General features: G+C 69.1%; 16 protein-coding genes. 7 read left to right on the forward strand and 9 right to left on the reverse strand.

Annotated features, from left to right (window positions below; all coding sequences use genetic code 11):
- Positions 1–51 precede the first annotated feature (51 nt).
- The 5 genes from AC2EWF_RS17720 to AC2EWF_RS17740 all read right to left on the reverse strand — a co-directional run bounded on the left by AC2EWF_RS17720 (position 52) and on the right by AC2EWF_RS17740 (position 7,444).
- Entirely contained in the window at positions 52–399 is a 348-nt protein-coding gene (locus AC2EWF_RS17720) for a VOC family protein (protein WP_483640720.1), read from the reverse strand.
- Between the two features lie 244 nt (positions 400–643).
- Positions 644–1,978, reverse strand: coding sequence for a cytochrome-c peroxidase (locus AC2EWF_RS17725; RefSeq protein ID WP_483640721.1), 1,335 nt, complete (start codon positions 1,976–1,978; stop codon positions 644–646).
- Positions 1,979–2,019: 41 nt separating this feature from the next.
- Entirely contained in the window at positions 2,020–4,431 is a 2,412-nt protein-coding gene (locus tag AC2EWF_RS17730; RefSeq protein WP_483640722.1) for an alkaline phosphatase family protein, read from the reverse strand.
- Between the two features lie 99 nt (positions 4,432–4,530).
- Entirely contained in the window at positions 4,531–6,855 is a 2,325-nt protein-coding gene (locus AC2EWF_RS17735) for a TonB-dependent receptor family protein (protein WP_483640723.1), read from the reverse strand.
- 244 nt (positions 6,856–7,099) lie between these two features.
- A complete protein-coding gene (locus tag AC2EWF_RS17740) occupies positions 7,100–7,444 on the reverse strand; it encodes a TfoX/Sxy family protein (protein ID WP_483640724.1) in 345 nt (114 codons plus the stop codon).
- 396 nt (positions 7,445–7,840) lie between these two features.
- Between AC2EWF_RS17740 and ubiA the strand changes: the two genes are divergently transcribed.
- On the forward strand, positions 7,841–8,770 hold the full coding sequence (ubiA, locus tag AC2EWF_RS17745; protein ID WP_483640725.1) for a 4-hydroxybenzoate octaprenyltransferase: 930 nt from the start codon (positions 7,841–7,843) through the stop codon (positions 8,768–8,770).
- Between the two features lie 14 nt (positions 8,771–8,784).
- Here ubiA and AC2EWF_RS17750 read toward each other — a convergent pair whose 3' ends face one another.
- From AC2EWF_RS17750 to AC2EWF_RS17765, 4 genes are all read right to left on the reverse strand, one after another.
- A complete protein-coding gene (locus tag AC2EWF_RS17750) occupies positions 8,785–10,104 on the reverse strand; it encodes a hypothetical protein (protein WP_483640726.1) in 1,320 nt (439 codons plus the stop codon).
- A gap of 122 nt (positions 10,105–10,226) precedes the next feature.
- Complete coding sequence (locus tag AC2EWF_RS17755; protein WP_483640727.1) at positions 10,227–10,745, reverse strand: PspC domain-containing protein; 519 nt, start codon at positions 10,743–10,745, stop codon at positions 10,227–10,229.
- Positions 10,733–11,068, reverse strand: a complete 336-nt coding sequence (locus tag AC2EWF_RS17760) for a PadR family transcriptional regulator (protein ID WP_483640728.1) — start codon at positions 11,066–11,068, stop codon at positions 10,733–10,735. The genes AC2EWF_RS17755 and AC2EWF_RS17760 overlap by 13 nt, the downstream gene beginning before the upstream one ends.
- 233 nt (positions 11,069–11,301) lie before the next feature.
- Positions 11,302–12,021 (reverse strand): double zinc ribbon domain-containing protein, encoded by a 720-nt coding sequence (locus AC2EWF_RS17765; protein ID WP_483640729.1) that lies wholly within the window; start codon positions 12,019–12,021, stop codon positions 11,302–11,304.
- A gap of 153 nt (positions 12,022–12,174) precedes the next feature.
- On the opposite strand from AC2EWF_RS17765, the gene AC2EWF_RS17770 reads away from it, so the two are divergent.
- The 6 genes from AC2EWF_RS17770 (at position 12,175) to bioC (ending at position 19,244) form a co-directional block, all read left to right on the forward strand.
- Positions 12,175–14,157, forward strand: a complete 1,983-nt coding sequence (locus tag AC2EWF_RS17770; RefSeq protein ID WP_483640730.1) for a multicopper oxidase domain-containing protein — start codon at positions 12,175–12,177, stop codon at positions 14,155–14,157.
- Positions 14,158–14,299: 142 nt separating this feature from the next.
- Positions 14,300–15,343: a biotin synthase BioB gene (bioB, locus tag AC2EWF_RS17775; RefSeq protein ID WP_483640731.1), complete on the forward strand. Its 1,044-nt coding sequence runs from the start codon at positions 14,300–14,302 to the stop codon at positions 15,341–15,343.
- Positions 15,344–15,439: 96 nt separating this feature from the next.
- On the forward strand, positions 15,440–16,633 hold the full coding sequence (bioF, locus tag AC2EWF_RS17780; protein ID WP_483640732.1) for an 8-amino-7-oxononanoate synthase: 1,194 nt from the start codon (positions 15,440–15,442) through the stop codon (positions 16,631–16,633).
- A 28-nt stretch (positions 16,634–16,661) separates the two neighbouring features.
- A complete protein-coding gene (locus AC2EWF_RS17785; protein ID WP_483640733.1) occupies positions 16,662–17,600 on the forward strand; it encodes a sulfurtransferase in 939 nt (312 codons plus the stop codon).
- Positions 17,597–18,370 carry a pimeloyl-ACP methyl ester esterase BioH gene (gene bioH / locus AC2EWF_RS17790; protein ID WP_483640734.1) on the forward strand — a complete coding sequence of 258 codons (774 nt, stop codon included), beginning with the start codon at positions 17,597–17,599 and terminating at the stop codon, positions 18,368–18,370. The genes AC2EWF_RS17785 and bioH overlap by 4 nt, the downstream gene beginning before the upstream one ends.
- Positions 18,363–19,244 carry a malonyl-ACP O-methyltransferase BioC gene (gene bioC / locus AC2EWF_RS17795; RefSeq protein WP_483640735.1) on the forward strand — a complete coding sequence of 294 codons (882 nt, stop codon included), beginning with the start codon at positions 18,363–18,365 and terminating at the stop codon, positions 19,242–19,244. Before bioH ends, bioC begins: the two co-directional genes overlap by 8 nt.
- Positions 19,245–19,323: the final 79 nt, after the last annotated feature.

Raw genomic sequence — 19,323 nt, forward strand, 5'->3', positions numbered from 1 at the left:
GGAACGCCCGGTGATGCCCCGCCACGACGGGCACGGCATCGCGGCGCGGCATCAGTCGCCTTCCGCCACGTCCAGCTCGAACACGTGGTTGTCGTAGTCGTCGAAGTACAGCGCACTGTCACCGCGTGCCATCAGGCATGCGATGCCCGCGGCACGCAGGCGCTCCGCACAAGCCGCGAACGCGGCCTTGTCCACCGCGAAAGCGATGTGGTCGCCGTTGCGCGCGGCCGGCGGCGCGCCGCGCACCAGCACCAGGCACACGCCAGCCAGCCAGACCCGGGTGTCGTGACCGCCCCCGTCCTGCTCCACCCGCGCGTCGTCGAACACCTGCGCAAACAACCGGGCGCTGCGCGCGGGATCGCGCACTACCAGGGCGATGTGATCCAGCGACTTGGGCATGGCGGCTCTCCTCCGGTGGTGTCGAATATCCGATGCGCGCGCCGAAGCGCCCTGGTGCCCAAGTTGGCGGCTACGCCGTGGGCAGAACCCCCTGGAACGCGCTGCGCTTCCCGGGTTCCGGCAAGGCCACCACGACGGGCGCGGACAGGGCGACCTTGGACGCATGGTGAAACATGGTTGGTCATCTCGCCGTTTCGACGGGAAAGCGTCGCTGAGCGGCGCTCGCGCGAAGGCCGTTCGTTGCTTACGGTGTCCCGCCAGCCCTGGCCGTATAGCCGTCGTCCAGCGTCTTGAGGAACGCGATGACGTCGGCGATCTCCAGCGCGTCGAGCGCGGGTTCGTCGCCCGGCGCGCGATCCATCGGCGCGTGGCCGCGATCGACGTTGGCGCGGTAGCGCGCCGGCAGGTCGTCGTACTTCTGCAGCTTGCCGCCCACCACCGGATACCACTTGCGCGGGTCGGTGTCACGTTCGACGTAGAAGTGCATCGTCGCGTCCAGCGTGTGGAAGTAGCCGTTGTGGAAGAACACGCGGCGCGTGGCGACATTGCGCAGGGTCGGCGTCTTGAACATGCCACAGTACTGCGTCTGCCTTGCGAGATCTCGCCGCTTGGGGCCGCACAGCCCGAGGTCGTAGTAGTGCGGATCGCGATTGGCCGGAATCTGCGGATTGCGCGGCACGCCCAGCGCCTCGTAGGCGTAATCGGTGAATGCCGCCGGCCGGCCGCCGGGGCCGGGCACGTCGATGTGGCACGAGGCGCAATTCCCTTTCTTCGGGTCGTTGAACAGCGCGTAGCCGCGCAGCTCCTGCGGCGTGAAGCGCGCATGGCCGGACATCACCGCGTCGAACTTGCTGGTGTAGGGATGGAAGCTCGGGTCCTCGGCCTGGAACGCCTGCAGCGCCGCGCCGATGGCGTCGAAGGCCTGCCGCGGATGCATGAACACGTCCGCGCCGAAGACCTGGGCGAACCGGCGCACGTAGGGGCCGTCGCGCACCGCGGCGACCACCGCCGCGGGCGTCGCGTTGGCCATTTCATTGGGATCGAGCAGCGGGCCGGCGGCTTGCTGCTGGCGCGAGGCCGCCGCGCCATCCTGGTCGAAGCCGCCGCTGGGGCCTTCGTATTCGGCATCCTCGGAGCCGGGAGTAAAGGCGTTGAGGCTGAACAGCGGCGTGTTGTCGAGGTAGCGCAGCGAGGGCACCGCACGCATACCCGCGTGGCGTCGGTCCTTGCCGCCCGGCTGCACCGCGCGACCGTCCGGCGGGCCGTAGGCATGCGCGGGATCGTGGCAGCTGGCGCACGACATCCGCCCGGAGGCGGACAAGGCCTTGTCGAAGAACAGCCGCCTGCCCAGTTCGGCTTGCGGACTCAGGTGCGCCGGCATGGGCGGGTAGCGCACCCAGCGGCGGATGGCGGCGTCGCGCGCCGCATCCGTCGTTGCCGTGGCCTGCTCGCGCGCCAATGCCGGCAGGCAGGCACCCGCGAGGCCGATGGCGAGCACGGCCAGCGTCGCGGCGGCGGCGGCGGCGGCGCCGATCCAAGCGGACCCGAGGCCATGCCGTTCACCGGGCGCAGGACGCATGCCTTCATCCGGCTCGCGATCCCCGCTGGCGCGGCACCGGCTCAGAACCGGAACAGCGACATCAGGTCGCCCACCGCCGGGCCGTTGACCGGCCGGTACGGATGGCCGGCCACGGTCACCGGATCCGGCAGGTTGTCGCGACTGCGCGCCGACAGCGGCGGCAGGCGCCAGTTGCGCTCGATGAACTTCAATATCGAGGCGTGATCGCCGTATTCGTGGTCCACCACGCCCTTGCGCGCATACGGGGAGACCGCAAGCATCGTGATGCGCGGGCCGTCGCCGAAGAAGTCCAGCGTCTGGATGTAGCCGGTATCGAAATGGCCACCGCCCTCGTCGGTGGTGATCAGGATCGCGGTATGCGCCCACAGCGAGGGGTCGGCCTGGACCCTGGCCAGGAGGTCCTTGAGGAAGGCTTCGTAGCTGGCCGGCGCCGAATAGCCGGGATGGCCACTGTCGAGGTTCTTCGGCACCACGAAGGACACCGCCGGCAGCGTGTGCCGTGCCAGGTCGCTGTCGAGCGTGCTGAGGCCGGCAAGGCCGGACCTCAGCGCCGGATCGCCCATCACGTTCGCGGAGGCCGCCAGCGGATCGCCGATGTTGTTGTACTGGAGCATCTGCGCCTTCGCCACCGGCATGTGCAGCGCGGCCGCCTCGGCGGCGACGTCCGCCGCGTCGCGACCGCCGGTGTACCACTTCCAGCTCACGCCGTGCTTCGCCAGCAGCTCGGCGATGGTGGGCACGGTCTGCGGCGGGTAGTTGTAGTTGTCCGGGCCGATCGGCTGTGGACGGCCGTCCATGTCGTAGCCGGGGTTGTAGTTGTTCAGCAGGTAATAGGCGCCAGGCGCGCACTTGCTCTGGATGTGGCGCGCGTCGAGAAAGGCGCGGATGGCGGCGACGCCCGGCTGCTTCGGGTCGGAGCAGTCGACGTAGGAGCCGCCCTGGTAACCGTCGCGGGTGTAGAAGTCCGGCGTGCCCGGCATCGGATCGGGGTTTTCGATCTGGTTGGCTGGTGGCGCCGCGACCTTGCCGTCCTGGTTGAAGAACGGCACGTCGGCGGTGGCGATGGCGAAGAAGTTGGCGCCGGTGCCGCCCATGATGGACTGGTGGTAGTTGTCGCCGAGCGCGTAGTCCCGCGCCAGCTTGTCGAACAGCGGCGCGTCGCCGGCGGACATGTTCATGAAACCCATCAGCTCGCCGCCCTGCGCCGGATTGGCCGGGGTCACGCCGGGGGTGTCGCCGCCCTGGCCGGTGCTCGCGGCGACCCAGGCGAACATGTCGAGCCTGGCGTTGTCGCCGCCAGTCTGCTGCCACATCTGGAAAAAGCGGTGTACCGGATCGCCGGTCACCACCGCCGCGGCGAGGCCGTCCTTGCCCGCGTTGCGGTACGGCACGTAGCGGGTGATCTGGAACGGCCCGTTGGGCAGGTCAGCGGGGAAGCGCGTGTCCGGCACACCGGTGGCGCTCTGGAAGGTCACCGGGTTGATCTCGCCGGTCTGCAGCGGCTGCGGCAAGGTGGCGTAGCTGCCCGCGCGTTCGGGCTGCAGGCTGTAGGCCTTGAGCGGCGCACCCTTGCTCTGCGCGGCCAGCGCGAAATGGGGGCCCGGCGTGCCGTCGGCCTTGATGATGCCTTCGGAAAGCAGGTTGCGCACCGACTGACCGCTGGCCGGCGCATAGCCGCCGAACAGGCCATCGAAGGTCTGGTTCTCGCCGATCACCACGATCACGTGCTGGATTGGCGTGGCGGTCGGCCCGTGCGCCAGCGCCAGCGCCGAAGCCGCCGCGGTGGCGGGCACCGCGGCGGAAGGCGCGCCCTGCGCAGGCACCGAAACCTCCGCGCGGTCGGCATCGCTGCCGACGCTGGCGCTGCCCCGGCGCACGTCGAAGTGCACGACCGAGAACAGCGCGCCCAGCGGATTGCCGGCATCGGCGTGGAACGACGCATCGCCCGCGGGATCTTTCGCCGCGGCGGCGGGCACCTGGAAAGCCGCGTACAGCGGGGCGAATACCGTGGCGACATCGCGTTCCGCCGCGGCGATGCGCGCGGCGTCGAGGCCGGCCATCTTCGCCGCATCGGGCGCGCCGTCCAGCACTGCCCCCAGTGCGCGCTGCGTCTGCAAGGTGGTGAGCGGATCGAGGTTCACCACCGCCGACGCCTGGCCCGACGCGGGCGAAAGCGCCGCGGACAGGATGGCCGGCGCGCCGCCGTCGTCGTTGAACGGCGCCGTCAGCACGAACGGGCCGGGCCCATCGAGGAGCAGCGAGTAGTGGCCCTGCCCGTCCGTCACGCCGGACACCGTGCGATGGCCCGCATGGTCGGTGGCCGTGACTGGCACGCCGGCCACCGGCACCGCACCGCCGACCACGCCGCTGACGGCAAGGTGCGACACCGTAGCCTCACGCGCGCAGCCACCCAGCGCGAACAGCAGGACCAAGGGCAACAGACGACGTTTCATGGGCAACCCCGAAAAAGTGAAAGGACGCGATCGACTCGCGTCCGGTGGCAAGGTTAACGCCCCGTGCCGGCCGCGAGAGCGGCCGGCACGGCAGCGACCTCAGAGCTTCGCGTTGATGTTGAAGAACACCTGCCGCGGCGCACCGGCCTGCAAGGTCTGGTTGTAGCCGTTCGGATCGGAGGCGACGTAACCGTTGGTGCCGGTGGTGGCGAAGTAATGCTTGCCGGCGAGGTTGGTCACGTTGAGCGCCAGGCGAATGTCACGGAAGCCCGCCATCGCGCCAAGGTCGTAGCTAGCGCCGGCATTGAACAGCCAGTACGACGGCACCTGCGAGTCGTTGGTGTAGGTGATGTAGCGCCGGCCGGTGTACTTGCCGTCAACGGTGAAGTCCCAGGCGCCCACGTGGTAGTTCACGCTGGACGTGGCCATCCAGCTCGGGATGCCCACCACGTACTTGCCCCGGGTGGCGACCACGCCGCCGTTGAGGTAGTCGTCCTGGTACTTGGAGCTGTCGTAGGACAACGTGTTGAGCCAGCGCAGGCCCTCGACGGGGCGCCAGATCAGCGACAGGTCGGCGCCCTTGCTGTCCACGCTGCCGACGTTGTCGAGCTGGCTGGCGCAGGTCTGCACCGCAGAGCACGGCGTGGTCTGCAGCAGGCGGTTGCTGAAGCGGGTGTAGTACAGGTCGGCCGCCGCCTCGAAGGTGGCACCGTGCACGCGGTAGCCCGCTTCCACCGTCTGCGAGCCTTCCGGCTTGAGCGTGCTCTTGCTGGCGTCGAATGTCGCCTGCGAGGTGGCGAAGGGCAGCGCGCCGTAGGCGTCGATGTTCTTGCTGTACGAGGCGTAGATGTCCTGGTGCCCGTCCAGCTTGTAGTCCACGCCGGCCTGCGGCAGGAAGCCGTCGCTGGCCTTGATGCTGCCCTGCGCGAACGCGCTGGTGGCCACCAGCGATTCCGCGGTGCTGGTGGAACGCAGCGACTTGGCGCCGACGTTGACGGTCAGCCGGTCGTCCATGAAATGCAGGGTGTCCTCGGCATACGCCATGCGCGTGTCGTAGGTGTAGTGCTGCAGGAAGCCGCGCAGGAACGGCGTCTCGCCGTCGTAGAAGGTCCACAGGCCGGTGTACTGGCCGGCGAGGTTGAAGTAGTTGCGCTCGATGTGGTTGCTGGAGTTCTCCCCCCACACGCCCACTTCGACGTCGTTGTTGCCGATCGTGTACTGCAGCGAGCTGGTCACACCGTAGCGGTCCAGGCCGTAGTCGGTGGTGCGCATGGCCAGCGGCAGGCCGGAGGCCGGCGACGACGCGTACGGCGTCACCCACTGTCCTTCGCCGCGGTCGCCGTGGTAGTAGCTGCCCACGTTCCAGGTCAGGTTCTCGCCGAAGTTGAAGCTGCCGTTGAGGCCGACCAGGTTGTCCTTGCGGATGCCGCCGCCGGCGTAGTAGTTCGCATCCAGCCAGTCGTAGTCGGCCGGCAGGCCGGCCAGCGAGGCCGGAAAGCCGTTGGCCACGCCGCTGTACTGCCCGCTGGTGTGGTAGGCGGTGGCTGCCCGCAGCGCGGTGTTCCAGTCCGGCTGCCAGTAGTCGAAGTTCCAGCCCAGCACACGCTGGCTGGTCAACGAGAGATCCTGGTAGTCGTATTCCTTGCGCCGCGAGCTGTCCACGAACAGGCTGACGCGGTTGCCGTCGCCCCACTGGTACACGGCTTTCAGGTTGGCCTGGTTGGAGCGCTGCGAACCGTAGCCCTTCCACTTGTCGGTGTTGGCGTGGTCGAACGACACGTACATCGAGAAGCCGTGGAAGTCGCCGGTATCCAGTCGCGCGTAGGTGCGCAGGGTGTTGTCCGAACCGATCGTCTGGTTGAAACGCGCACCCGGCGTCATGTCCGGGTCGGCCGAATAGAACTGCACGGTGCCGCCAAGATTGGTATTGGACGGCGTGCCCAGCGCGCCGGCGCCCTGCGCCAGCTGCACCGAGGCGATGTTGTCGGAGCTGATCGCGCGGGTCACCTGCAGGCCGTTGCTCACGCCGTAGGACATGTTGCCCAGCGGGATGCCGTCGAGCGTGAAGCCGAGCCGGCTCTGGTCGAAGCCGTGCAAGCTGATCGCCGTGGACCACTCGTACGCACCCCACGGATCGGACGACTGGAAGTTGACGCCAGGCAGCTCGTTGAGCACCTTCAGCGCGCTGGTGCCCGGCGCGACCGCCTCGATGTCCTTGCGGCCGATGGTCTGGATCTGGCGCGTCTCGCCGGTCGCCACCACCGACACCGCGGTCAGCGCGATGGCTCGGTCCTTGGCCGGCGCGGCTGCCGGAGCGGGGGCGGCGGCGGCATCGTCGGCCGCGGCGGCGACGTTGCCGTGCAGCGTCGCGAGGATGGCCAGGGCGAGGCACGACAGCTGGATCGAAGTACGGCGGTTGAACATGCGCAAGCATCCTTGGCGGCGCGTCTCGCGAGGACGCCGCATATGGCGATGAGGGATTCGACGACCGTCGTCGACGGCCTGCGGCATGGTGAATCCGCTTTGTGAAAATTCGCCTACAACCAGATGAAGGTCAGGCGTGCGGCATGACGCCGGCATGGCCGGCCCGCGATCCGGGCGCGTCGGCCAGCCACGACGCCGAACCCGGCGGGGGAGGCGCCGGTCGGGATTCGTGAAAACCGTGGAACTACTTGCCGCGCTTCCTCGTTGCCGCAGGCTTGCGCGGCTTCGGCAGCGGCATCGACGCGGCGGTCTCGACGAACAGGCGGCGGATCGCATCCGCGTCGTCCAGCAGCTCATCGGCCACCGGATAGTCCTTTGCGCCGGGATACGGCGGGCGCTGCGGCAACTGCGGAGCAAGCGTTGCCGCAGCGGCGGAAGGCTTCACGAACAAGCTGTTGTCGCAGGCAAAGGCCACCACCTTGCCGTCCACGTACAGCGCGTACTCGCCAAACATCTTCTTGTGCGAGAGCCGGTCGCCCAGCGCAACCTGCTCGATGACGTAATCGATGAAATCGCGATCGGTGGCCATGCGCGCGCAACTCCAGTCAGATTCGAATTCGTGCCCGGGCGCCGCGATGTTCAGCGCGAGAGCAGCAGCAGGCCCAGCAGACCGCCAACGCCGGCAGGTAGAGGACCTTTCGGCTCGCCGTGGCGGCAGTGTCATGGATACCTGCAACGGCGTGCGTCGTCGCGACCATAGCGTCTCATATCGTGCAAAGCCATCCTCTCCCGGGGTCGCGGTGGAGATCGCGCGACGAAGCGTTGCGACCGCGGCGCGACACGCCATTTTTGGGGTCGGCATCACGCCGCCGCGCCAACCCGGCCACGCTAAACTGCGCCGATGGCTTCCCCTCCGCGCAAGCGCCAGCGGCGCAAACCCGCTTCTTCGATCTCAAGGCACGTTGCGAAGGCGGCGCCGACCGTCGTGCGCCCGGCCGACAGCTCCACCCGCGCGAACGGCGTGCTGGATTGGCTGCTGCGCAGGTTGCCGACGCGGCATCGCGAGAAGGCGCGCGACTACCTCGTGCTCACCCGCATGGACCGCCCCATCGGCGCGCTGCTGCTGCTGTGGCCGACCTGGTGGGCGCTGTGGCTGGCGGCCGGCGACTGGCCGCCGCTGAAGCCGCTGGCGATCTTCACGCTGGGCGTGTTCGCGATGCGCGCGGCGGGCTGCGCGATCAACGATTTCGCCGACCGCAAGCTGGACCCCCAGGTGGCGCGCACCGCGGGGCGCCCGATTGCCAGCGGGCGGGTGACGCCGCGCGAGGCGCTGGTCGTGTTTGCCTCGCTGCTGGCGTTCGCCTTCGTGCTGGTGCTGTTCACCAATGCGCTGACGATCAAGCTGTCGTTCGCCGGCGCGGCGCTGGCCGCGCTGTATCCGTTCACCAAGCGCTGGACCTACCTGCCGCAGGTGGTGCTGGGCGCGGCCTTCGGCTGGGCCATCCCGATGGCGTTCGCCGCAGTGGCAGGCACCGTGCCGCCGCTGGGCTGGCTGCTGTTCATCGCCAACATTCTCTGGTCGGTGGTGTACGACACCGAGTACGCGATGGTGGACCGCGAGGATGACCTCAAGGCCGGTGCGAAATCCACCGCGATCCTGTTCGGCGACGCCGACCTGCCGATCATCGGCATCCTGATGGCGACGCTGCTGCTGGCGATGCTGTTCGTGGGCCAGCGTGCGCACCTCGGCTGGCCGTACTGGCTGGGCCTGCTCGTGGCCGCCGGCCTGTTCGCGTACCAGTTGTGGCTGATCCGCAAGCGCGAGCGCGGCCCCTGCCTCGCCGCCTTCCGCCACAACAACTGGTGGGGCCTGGCGGTGTGGACAGGCATCGCGCTGGCGCTGGCAGTACGCTGAACCGGCACCGGTGGTCAGCGGGGATACTGCACCAGCACGTAGTTCCCGGACTTCGCAGCCGGGGCGACAGACCAGCCCGGCGCCAGATCGATGGTCCAGCCCTTGCCTTCGAGATGCCTGCCCCTGGTCACGATCGGGGCGGACAACGCGGCGCGGCTGAAGTCCGGCGACACCAGCACGCCACCCGCATTCACATCCAGGGTGCCCCACCGCGCGATGGCGTGGAACGTGCTGTAGACCATACCGTCCGCACCCAGCGCCACCGCGGTGCTGGGATTGAAATTGAAACGCCCCAACGCAGTCAGGGAGAGTGTCGGCCCATCGACCAGAGCGGCGCGGTACCGCGCCTGCTTGGCTTGCTCGCGGGCGGCGCGATCCGTCAGCACTACGCGCAGCCCGCCCGCACCGTAAGCCGCCGCGCGCGACTCGACCGACGCCTTCGTGGTGCCATGCAGCGTCGATGCCAGCATCGCGCCGAGGTCGGAATGCTCGTTCAGCGTCTTGCGCCATCCAGGCATGCGTTCGTCCAGCAACAGGCCATAGGCCGGCCCCGACATGAAGGCGGAAATACGCGAGAAGGAAATCTCGCCATCGGGATGGATCAGGTCGGCTGCCGCATGCCAGCGCGCCGACTCGACGTCCGGTTCCGCAACCACGATGCCGGTGTACTGGGCGGTGCCTTCCACGATCTCCATGGCGGTCTCCGTCGCAACCGAGCCCGGGAACAGCTTATGGCGATGGTTGCGGAAGGCCAGTGCGTCACGGATGGCCTGGGTCTGCGCGTTGCCTGATTCGATCAGGGCCCCGGCGAGTGCTCGCCACTCCAGCTGCAGCCACAATCGCCCCTGCTCGGTGTCGAGCTGCGGGTTCGCCGTGGCGTTCGCAGCGAGATGCAGCTGCGGTTGGATGCGATGGAACATCTCGTGCGCCAGAGTGATCGAACGCGTCATGGCGTCCTGCGGCAGGGCCGGCAACCTCAGCTGCGTCCAGCGCACGCCCTCCCATTCCGTGGGCGCATCGGAAAGGACCACGTCCTCGGGCAGCGTACCGACATAGATTCCGTCCACGGACCGGAGCAGGTGCCGGGGATCCGGCTGGTTGGCGATCACCGCCCGCGTAGCAGGGATCACCAGCAGCATCCGGCCGTAGAGCGGAAGGCCCCACAGGCTGCCGGCATCCCTGCCGGAGAGATTTTGCGCATCCGCGAAGATGGATTTTGCCTGTGCGATCTCGGCTGGCGTCGGCGATGCGGCCAATGCCAGCGTCGGTGCAAACAGGAAAAAGACCAGTGCCCTTGCGAGCAGCGAGCTGCGAATCCGCGTTGCGATTGACATGGCGAACTTCCTCCGTCACTCCATCACCGACTGACGTCGCGCACGTGCAGGGCGCAGCCCCGCCCCGCGCCCGGCCTGCCTGCTTGTGTTGGTCGTATCCAGCCCGTCCGGGACCGCTTCGCCTACGGCGACAAGCGGCACATGTCTTCGTATTCACCGACCGTCCGGAGTACCGGCAGCGCGAACACGAGGGCGAGATAGACCAGCACCATTGCCCCGCTTGTGAAAACCGCTGTCAGCACGAAGATCGTCCGCACCCAGCCGACGCGGATACCCGAACGGATCGCCAGTCCCGCACAGACGCCGCTGATCCACCTGCCCTGTTCGACGCGGAAAAATCGCCGCGGCCGCATCGACGGCGCGTGGTGGAGGTGGCCGCTGCCGGGATCGACGGCGCCGACTTGTCCAAGCACCGCATCGACCTCCTTGCTAGCAATGACCCGCTCGCCGGAATGAGGCAGCACCGCGAGTTTTTCGCCGATCGATTGCTCGAGATCGCTGAGTATTTCCTCGCGATCGGGATCGCCCCCGAGCCCCGAACGTGCGCGCTCGAAGTAAGCACGCAAGGACCCGTAGCCATCCTCATCCAGCAGAAACGTCGTCGGGTGGCCGCTCAAGCCGACATGGATCACGGTTTGCATGGTGGTGTACCCAGCTCGTCGATCAGACGTGTCAAGGATTTCCAGTACGCCCGGAATGCGGCCAGCTGCCTGCGGCCGTCCGCCGTGAGCCGGTAATACTTCCTGGGTGGGCCGCCCTCGGATTCCTGCCACTCGTACTCAAGCAATCGCTCGCGCCGCATCCTGCTCAAGAGCGGGTAGAGGGTGCCCTCCTTCGTGGCGAACTCGGTGTCCCCAAGGCGCTGCAGGATGTCGGCGGCATAGGCCCGTCCTGACGAGACGACGGCCAGCACCACGAACTCCAGCAGCCCCTTGCGTAGTGCACCGGACTTGCCTGCATCCATTTCACAAACTACCTTTTTTAAAAAAGGTACTTGTGCAAAAACTCAAAGTCAAGCCGGTGCCGAAGCGCAACCGCCGTGATGGTGCCGCCCTGCCTTCCGCCACTGCACCCTTTGTTGCAGGATATCCCGTGGCCCGCGTGATCCATCCGCACCATGCTGCGGATTTCGGGAACACGCGGCGACGGCCCATGGTCGAGGACAACTGGACCATGGCGACACACCGTTGGCCGCCTTCAGCCGCCTGGCGATGGCGCCCTCGCCAGCGCCCACACATCCACCCGCACCACCCCGGCGCGCTTCAGCACGCGGGCGCATTCGGCGAGGGTGGCGCCGGTGGTCATCACGTCGTCGACGATCGCCACGTGCGCGGGCAGCGCAACACCCGCGCGCACGACGAAGGCGCCGCGCACGTTGCGGCGGCGGCTGACGGCATCCAGTTCGGTCTGCGCGGCGGTGCCGCGCCGTCGCAGCAACGCGTCGTGTCGCAGTGGCAGGCCGCAGTGGCGCGCCATCGGCCTCGCCAGCTCCAGGGCCTGGTTGTAGCCGCGCTGGCGCAGGCGGGCGCGGTGCAGCGGCACCGGCAGCAGCAGGTCGGGTTTCGGCAAGGGCATCGGCTCGCGCCGCCACAGCATGGCCAGCGTGCGGCCGGCGGCGAGGTCGCGGCCGAACTTGAAGCGCGACTCCAGCCGGTCCAGCGGCCAGCCGTAGCGGAACGGCGCCCACGCCGCTTCCCATGGCGGCGCGTGCCGCTGGCACTCGCCGCACAACGCGGCAGGCACGGGCAGCGGCAGGGCGCAGCGCGCGCAGCTGCTGCGGTTGCGTGGCAGCTCGGCGGCACAGTCCTCGCACAAATCCACGCCGTGTCCGCCGGGAGCGCCGCACAGCAGGCAGCGCAGCGGCAGCAGCCAGCGCGCAAACACGTGCCAGGGTCGCTGCAGGCTCGCCTTGTCCATGCACCCTCCCGTTCTTGTGCCGATGGTAGCGGCAACGCGTCGCAGCCTGTCGCGCCAAACCCACGCCGCAGTCGTACACTCGGGCGCAGTCGATCGCCGGGGCATCGACACCCGACTCGCCCATCAGTGTTCGTCCGTTGCAGGAGGTTTCGCATGACCGTGTCCGACGGCGGCAAATCCGCCACTTCGACCTGGCCGGCGATCGCCGGCACCGCGCTGCGCGTGGCTTTCGGCGTTATCTGGGCAGTGAGCGCCGCGCTGACCTGGACCGCCGACTTCGCCAGCCATTACGTGGGCTATCTGCACAACGCCGCCACCGGGCAGCCCGCCTGGTCGGCCTGGTGGTTCCAGTTCTGGATCGGCCTGGTCACGCCGCACGCAGGCTTCTTCGTGTGGGCCACGCGCATCGCCGAGACGGCGCTGGCGCTGGCGCTGCTGCTGGGTTTCGCGCGCAAGACCACCTATATCGTGGGCATCCTGTTCAGCCTGCTGGTGTGGAGCACCGCCGAAGGCTTCGGCGGCCCCTATTCGGTGGGCGCGAACAACATCGGCGCGGCGATCAGCTACGTGCTGGTGTTCGCAGCGCTGATCGTGATCAACCTGCGTGCCGGCCCCAGCCCCTACAGCCTCGACTACCTGATCGAGGCGCGCTGGCCAGGCTGGCGCAAGTTCGCCGACTGGAACGAGACGGCGGCGCCCGACCAGGTGGCGCACCTGCCCTCGCGCGTGCAGGCGCCGGCGCTGGCCGGCGTGCTGGTGCTGGTGGCGCTGCTGCTGGCCGGGCTGCACAGCGCCCTGCACGTGAGATCGGCGAGCCCCGCGGCGGCGGCGGCGGCGGTGACGCCGCTGTCGCTGGCATCCAGCCAGCCGATCGCGCAGGCGCGCGATGCCCGCCTGCCGCCGGTGGCGGCGGGCGACGCGGCCGACGTGGACATCGCCGTCTCCGACCAGAGCGTGGAGATCGCCAGCGGCGTGCAGTACCAGGCCTGGACCTTCAGCAAGAGCGTGCCTGGCCCCGTCATCCATGTGCGCCAGGGGCAGACGGTGAACGTGACGCTCACCAACCACGGCACCATGCAGCACTCGATCGACTTCCATGCCGCGATCACGCCGCCCAGCCTGCACTACGTGGACATCATGCCGGGCGAGTCGATCAGGTTCTCGTTCGTGGCGAAGGTGCCGGGCGCCTTCCTCTACCACTGCGGCACGCCGCCGGTGCTGCTGCACATCGCCAACGGCATGTACGGCGCGATCGTCGTTGACCCGGCCACGCCGCTGCCGCCGGCCGCCGAGAGCTACGTGCTGGTGCAGGGCGAGTGGTACACCCAGCAGGTGGCCGGCAAGCTGATGGCCGGCGACTACACGAAGATGCAGGCGATGCGCCCCGACGAGGTGGTGTTCAACGGTGCCGCCTTCCAGTACCGCGACCATCCGCTCACCGCCAGGCCCGGCGACTTGGTGCGCCTGTACGTGGTCAACGCCGGCCCCAGCCTGTGGAGCGCGTTCCACGTGATCGGCGCGATCTTCGACAAGGTGTATCCCGGGGGCAATCCGGCGCAGGCGATCGATGGCGTCTCCACCTACAGCGTGGGGCCGGGCGAAGGCGCCGTGTTCGACCTGAAGCTGGACGAGCAGGGCAAGTATCCGTTTGTGGACCACGCGATGGCGCACATGGTGCTTGGCGCGCAGGGCGTGCTGCTGGTCGGCGCGCCGGGCGCGGCAGCCGCGGCCGCGCCGCCGATTTCCAGGGCGCCCGCCGCCGAAGCCGCCGCCAAGCCCCCGGCCACACCCGCTGGCCCGTACAAGTTCGATGCGGCGCGCGGCGCCTCGCTGTATGCCGCCAACTGCATGGCCTGCCACCAGGCCACCGGCATGGGCCTGCCCGGCGCGTTCCCGCCGCTCAAGGACGATCCCGTGGTGCTGAACGACGACCCCGCCAGGCAGATCGCCACGATCCTCAACGGCCTGCACGGCGTGGCCATCAACGGCACCAGCTACCCCAGTGCGATGCCGCCGTTCGGCGCCGCCCTGAACGATGCCGACATCGCCGACATCGCGAACCATGAGCGCACCTCGTGGGGCAACCAGGCGAAGTTGGTCGGCGCCGACCAGGTAAAGGCGGCGCGGGGCAGGTAGTGGTAACGAGCGGGAGGCTGCGAGGGCGGCCTGCGGGCCGGCTTCGTTTTTCAACCTTCCGTCAACCATCTATATCCGACCAGCGGTTGACGGAACGCGGCGCGCTCCCCACACTTCCCGGCCTCCGCCAGGGAACCTCCCCATGCCCGAAGCCGTCATCCGCCACGACTGGAGCCGCGACGAGGTCGCCGCGCTGTTCGCCCTGCCGTTCAACGAACTGCTGCATCGCGCGCACTCCGTCCACCGCGAGCACCACGACCCGAATGCGGTGCAGGTGTCGACCCTGCTCTCGATCAAGACCGGCGGCTGCCCCGAGGACTGTGCCTACTGCCCGCAGGCGGCGCGCTACGACACCGGCGTGCAGGCGCAGAAACTGATGGAGGTCGACGATGTGCTGGCTCGCGCGAAGGCCGCCAAGGCTGCCGGCGCCAGCCGCTTCTGCATGGGTGCGGCGTGGCGCGGGCCGAAGGATCGCGACATCCCCAAGGTCGCGGAGATCGTGCGTGCGGTGAAGGACCTCGGCCTGGAGACCTGCGCCACCCTGGGCCTGCTCGGCGACGGCCACGCGCGGCAGCTCAAGGACGCCGGCCTCGACTACTACAACCACAACATCGACACCGCGCCGGAGTTCTACGGCGAGATCATCCATACCCGCGAATACCAGGACCGCCTGCAGACGCTGGAGCAGGTACGCGACGCGGGCCTCAAGACCTGCTGCGGCGGCATCGTGGGCATGGGCGAGACACGCATGCAGCGCGCGGGCCTGCTACAGGCGCTGGCCAACCTGCCCGAGCACCCGCACTCGGTGCCGATCAACCAGCTGGTGCCGGTGCCGGGCACGCCGCTCGGCAACGCGGAAAAGCTTGATCCGTTCGAGTTCGTGCGCACGGTCGCGGTGGCGCGCATCCTGATGCCGCTGTCCATCGTGCGCCTCTCCGCCGGCCGCCAGCAGATGGACGACGCGGTGCAGGCACTATGCTTCCATGCCGGCGCCGGCTCGATCTTCTACGGCGAGAAACTGCTCACCACCGGCAACCCCGACACCGGGCACGACCGCGCCCTGTTCCGCCGCCTCGACCTGCACGCGATGGAAGTGGTGGAAGAAGCGGGCACGGTGCATGCGGACATCATGGAAGCCGCGCCGGCGGGTTGCGGCCATGGATGCGGGTGCAGCGCGGCGGCGTGAACCACCCCCAGCCTTCCTGCAGGCAGGGAGAGGAGCGCAGGCTCGCCCCTTCCCTGCACGGGTACGGGCGGCGTCGCCCTTCAGCCATGAATGCCCATGACCCGCGCTGATTTGCTCGAACGCCTGGCCGCCCAGACGGCCGAACGCGAACACGCCAGCCTGCGTCGCCGCCTGCGCGTCGTCGAGCACGTCGAAGGCCCGTGGCTGGAAAACGATGGTCGCCGCCTGCTCGGCTTCTGCAGCAACGATTACCTCGGGCTTTCGCAACACCCGCAATTGATCGCCGCGCTAAAGCGCGCTGCCGACGACGAGGGCGTCGGCAGCGGTTCGGCGCACCTGATCTGCGGCCATCGCCGCGAGCACGCGCAACTGGAGGAGGCGCTGGCCGAATGGACGGGGCGCGAACGCGCGCTGCTGTTTTCCACCGGCTACATGGCGAATCTCGGCGCGATGCAGGCGCTGCTGGCGCGCGGCGACCTCTGCGTGCAGGACAAGCTCAACCACGCCTGCCTGCTGGACGGCACGCAGCTGGCCGGTGCCGAGCTGAAGCGTTACCCGCATGCCGACTCCGCCGCCGCAGGCCGCCAATTGGCGAGCCGCCCGGATGCCGCCGCGCTGCTGGCCACCGACGGCGTGTTCAGCATGGACGGGGACGTAGCGCCGCTCGCCGAACTCGCCGCACTGAGCGCGCGCGAAGGCGCCACCCTGATGGTGGACGACGCGCACGGCCTGGGCGTGCTCGGCCCGGACGGCGCCGGCAGCCTGGCCGCCGCGGGGCTGGGCCAGCGCGAGGTGCCGGTGCTGATGGCCACGCTGGGCAAGGCGCTGGGTTGCAGCGGCGCCTTCGTCGCCGGCCCCGCCATCTTGATCGACGGCCTGCTGCAATTCGCGCGCCCTTACGTCTACAGCACCGCGATGCCGCCGGCGCTGGCCGCCGCCGCGCTCGCCGCCGTGGAGATCGTGCGCCGCGAAAGCTGGCGCCGCGAGAAGCTGCAGGCCTTGATCACCCGCTTCCGCACCGGCGCCAGGCAACTCGGCCTGCCGCTGATGGAATCGACCAGCGCGATCCAGCCGCTGCGGCTGGGCGACGCGCAGGCCGCACTGGATGCCGCACGGGCGCTGGAACAGCGCGGCCTGCTGGTCACCGCGATCCGTCCGCCCACGGTGCCGCAGGGCCAGGCGCGGCTGCGCATCACGCTGGTCGCAACCCACACGGAGGAACACGTCGACCGCCTGCTCGACGCGCTGGCCATGCTGCCGGAACCGGCCGGCATGGACGGCCCCGTATAATGGCGCGCTGCTCTACGCATCCTTCCCCATGAACATCCTCAACCTCGCCGCCTACCGCTTCGTCGCGCTGGACGACCTGCCCGCGCTGCGCGAGCGGATGCTCGAACGTGCCACCGCGCTGGCGTTGAAGGGAACCGTGCTGCTCGCGCCGGAGGGCATCAACCTGTTCCTCGCCGGTCCGCGCGAGGCGGTCGACGCGTTCATGGCGTGGCTGCGCGGGGATCCGCGTTTCGCCGATCTGGAAGCAAAGGAGTCGTTCTCCGCCGCCGTGCCGTTCGGCCGCCTGCGCGTGCGGCTGAAGAAGGAAATCATCACCATGCACCAGCCGGCCATCCGCCCCGGCGGCGGTCGCGCCCCGACGGTGGACGCGCCCACGCTGAAGCGCTGGCTGGACCAGGGCCACGACGACGACGGCCGCGAACTGTTGCTGCTGGACACGCGCAACGACTACGAGTGCGAGGTGGGCAGGTTCGTGCCGTCGGTGGACTATCGCCTTGCCAGCTTCACCGCCTTCCCTGCTGCCGTGGCCGCCGACCGTGCGCGTTTCGCGGACAAGACCGTGGTGTCCTACTGCACCGGCGGCATCCGCTGCGAGAAGGCCGCGCTGCACATGCAGGCGCTTGGAATAGAGCGCGTGCACCAGCTTGATGGCGGGATACTCAAGTACCTCGAACTCACCGACGGCGCGCACTGGCAGGGAGACTGCTTCGTGTTCGACGGACGCGGCGCGGTGGGTCCGGATCTCCTCCCTCTCCCCGCCGGGGAGAGGGCTGGGGTGGGTGGGCAGTCTTGCAATGAACCTGCATCAGGGCCGGCTCTGAGCGATACCGTCGCAAGCACCCGCCCCTCACCTCAATCCTCTCCTCGCTCCTCAAAGCCGGCGCCATCCATGGCGCATCCCCGCGTACCCCGGCGGGGAGAGGAAGCGAATGCAAGAAGCGCCTCGCTTCATAAAGGCGGGGCATGAGCCTGCACATCGAAACGCTGGGCCACGGCCCGGTGCCGCTGGTGCTGCTGCACGGCTGGGCGATGCACGGCGGCGTGCTGTCGCCGTTGGTGGAAGCGCTGGCGGACCGCTGCACGATGTACGTGGGGGACCTGCCGGGCCACGGCTACTCGCGCCATTGCGGTTTGCCGCTGGAGCCGTCCGCCTGCGCGGCCGCCATTGCGCAGGCCACGCCGCCGGCGCTGTGGCTGGGTTGGTCGCTGGGCGGCCTGATCGCGCTGACGGCCGCGCTGGAGCAGCCCGAGCAGGTGCGTGGCCTCGCCATGCTCTGCGCCACGCCGAAATTCGCGCGAGACGAAGACTGGCCGTGGGGCAGCGACGCCACGCTGGTGCACCAGCTCGCGCTGGATCTGGAAACCGACTACCACGCCACCATCGAACGCTTCCTTGCGCTGGAGGCGATGGGCAGCCCCGATCCGCGCGCCGAGCTGCGCCACCTGCGCGAACTCGCCTTCGCGCGCGGCGAACCGGAGCTGCGCGTGCTGCAGGAAGGCATCCGCATCCTGGAGACCCGTGATCTGCGCGCGCGCCTGCCCGGGCTGCGCCAGCCGAACGCCTGGATCGCCGGTCGCCGCGACCGGCTGGTACCGCCGCAGGCGATGGAATGGTCGGCGCAGCAGGCGCAGGGCCGCTTCACGCAAATAGAACGCGCCGGCCACGCGCCGTTCTTCACCTACCCCGACGACGTGGCGCAGGCGCTGCAACCGCTGCTGGACCGTTTCGATGACTGATTTCCGCCTGGACCGCGAGCGCGTGCGCCGCAACTTCGGCCGCGCTGCGCGCAGCTACGAGCAGCACGACGCCTTGCAGCGCGAAGTGCAGCAGTCGCTGCTGGACCGGCTGGACTTCTACCTGGGAACGCCTGCACGGGTGCTGGACGTGGGCGCCGGCACGGGCCGCGGCACTGCGCTGCTGAAGCAGCGCTACGCCAAGGCCGAAGTGATCGCGGTCGACCTCGCGCTGCCGATGCTGCGCGCGGCGAAGGCGCACAGCGGCTGGCTCAAGCCGTTCCGCCGTGTCTGCGCCGAGGCCACCGCCCTGCCCTTCCCCGACCACAGCGTGGACCTGCTGCACTCCAACCTGTGCTTCCAGTGGATCGACGATCTCGCCGCGCTGTTCGGCGAATGCTGCCGCGTGCTGAAACCCAGCGGCCTGCTCGTGTTCTCCACCTTCGGCCCGGACACGCTGAAGGAGCTGCGCGCCGCCTGGGCCGCGGTGGACGGCCACTCCCACGTCAGCCGCTTCCTCGACATGCATGACATCGGCGACGCGATGATCAATGCCGGCCTGCGCGACCCGGTGCTGGACGTGGAACGCTACACGCTTACCTACAGCGAACCGCGCAAGCTGCTGGAGGAACTGCGCGGCCTGGGCGCCACCCATGCCGACGCCGCCCGCGAGCGCCACCTCACCGGCAAGTCGCACTACCGCGCCATGCTTGCCGCCTACGAGGCGATGCGCGTGGACGGCCGCATCCCAGCCACCTGGGAAGTGGTGACCGCCCACGCCTGGGGTCCGCCGCCGGGCCAGTCGCGGCGCCTCCCCGGCGGCGGCGAGATGGCCAGTTTCTCGCTGAGCAGTTTGCGCGGATCACGGCGGCGCTGAGGTCCACTCCGCATGGCGTCATGCCCGTGGGCGCGGGTATCCGTTCTGATGTTTGCCACCTGGCTTGGTTGATGTTGCG

It is taken from the genome of Rhodanobacter sp. sgz306013, from assembly GCF_057031145.1.

Bases quoted from the DNA above. Each gene is read 5' to 3' on its own strand.
- AC2EWF_RS17720 (WP_483640720.1), bottom strand. From the start codon at position 399: ATGCCCAAGTCGCTGGATCACATCGCCCTGGTAGTGCGCGATCCCGCG.
- AC2EWF_RS17770 (WP_483640730.1), top strand. From the start codon at position 12,175: ATGACCGTGTCCGACGGCGGCAAATCCGCCACTTCGACCTGGCCGGCG.
- AC2EWF_RS17760 (WP_483640728.1), bottom strand. From the start codon at position 11,068: ATGGATGCAGGCAAGTCCGGTGCACTACGCAAGGGGCTGCTGGAGTTC.
- bioF (WP_483640732.1), top strand. From the start codon at position 15,440: ATGACCCGCGCTGATTTGCTCGAACGCCTGGCCGCCCAGACGGCCGAA.
- AC2EWF_RS17785 (WP_483640733.1), top strand. From the start codon at position 16,662: ATGAACATCCTCAACCTCGCCGCCTACCGCTTCGTCGCGCTGGACGAC.
- AC2EWF_RS17755 (WP_483640727.1), bottom strand. From the start codon at position 10,745: ATGCAAACCGTGATCCATGTCGGCTTGAGCGGCCACCCGACGACGTTT.
- bioH (WP_483640734.1), top strand. From the start codon at position 17,597: ATGAGCCTGCACATCGAAACGCTGGGCCACGGCCCGGTGCCGCTGGTG.
- AC2EWF_RS17735 (WP_483640723.1), bottom strand. From the start codon at position 6,855: ATGTTCAACCGCCGTACTTCGATCCAGCTGTCGTGCCTCGCCCTGGCC.
- bioC (WP_483640735.1), top strand. From the start codon at position 18,363: ATGACTGATTTCCGCCTGGACCGCGAGCGCGTGCGCCGCAACTTCGGC.
- bioB (WP_483640731.1), top strand. From the start codon at position 14,300: ATGCCCGAAGCCGTCATCCGCCACGACTGGAGCCGCGACGAGGTCGCC.
- AC2EWF_RS17765 (WP_483640729.1), bottom strand. From the start codon at position 12,021: ATGGACAAGGCGAGCCTGCAGCGACCCTGGCACGTGTTTGCGCGCTGG.
- AC2EWF_RS17740 (WP_483640724.1), bottom strand. From the start codon at position 7,444: ATGGCCACCGATCGCGATTTCATCGATTACGTCATCGAGCAGGTTGCG.
- AC2EWF_RS17725 (WP_483640721.1), bottom strand. From the start codon at position 1,978: ATGCGTCCTGCGCCCGGTGAACGGCATGGCCTCGGGTCCGCTTGGATC.
- AC2EWF_RS17730 (WP_483640722.1), bottom strand. From the start codon at position 4,431: ATGAAACGTCGTCTGTTGCCCTTGGTCCTGCTGTTCGCGCTGGGTGGC.
- AC2EWF_RS17750 (WP_483640726.1), bottom strand. From the start codon at position 10,104: ATGTCAATCGCAACGCGGATTCGCAGCTCGCTGCTCGCAAGGGCACTG.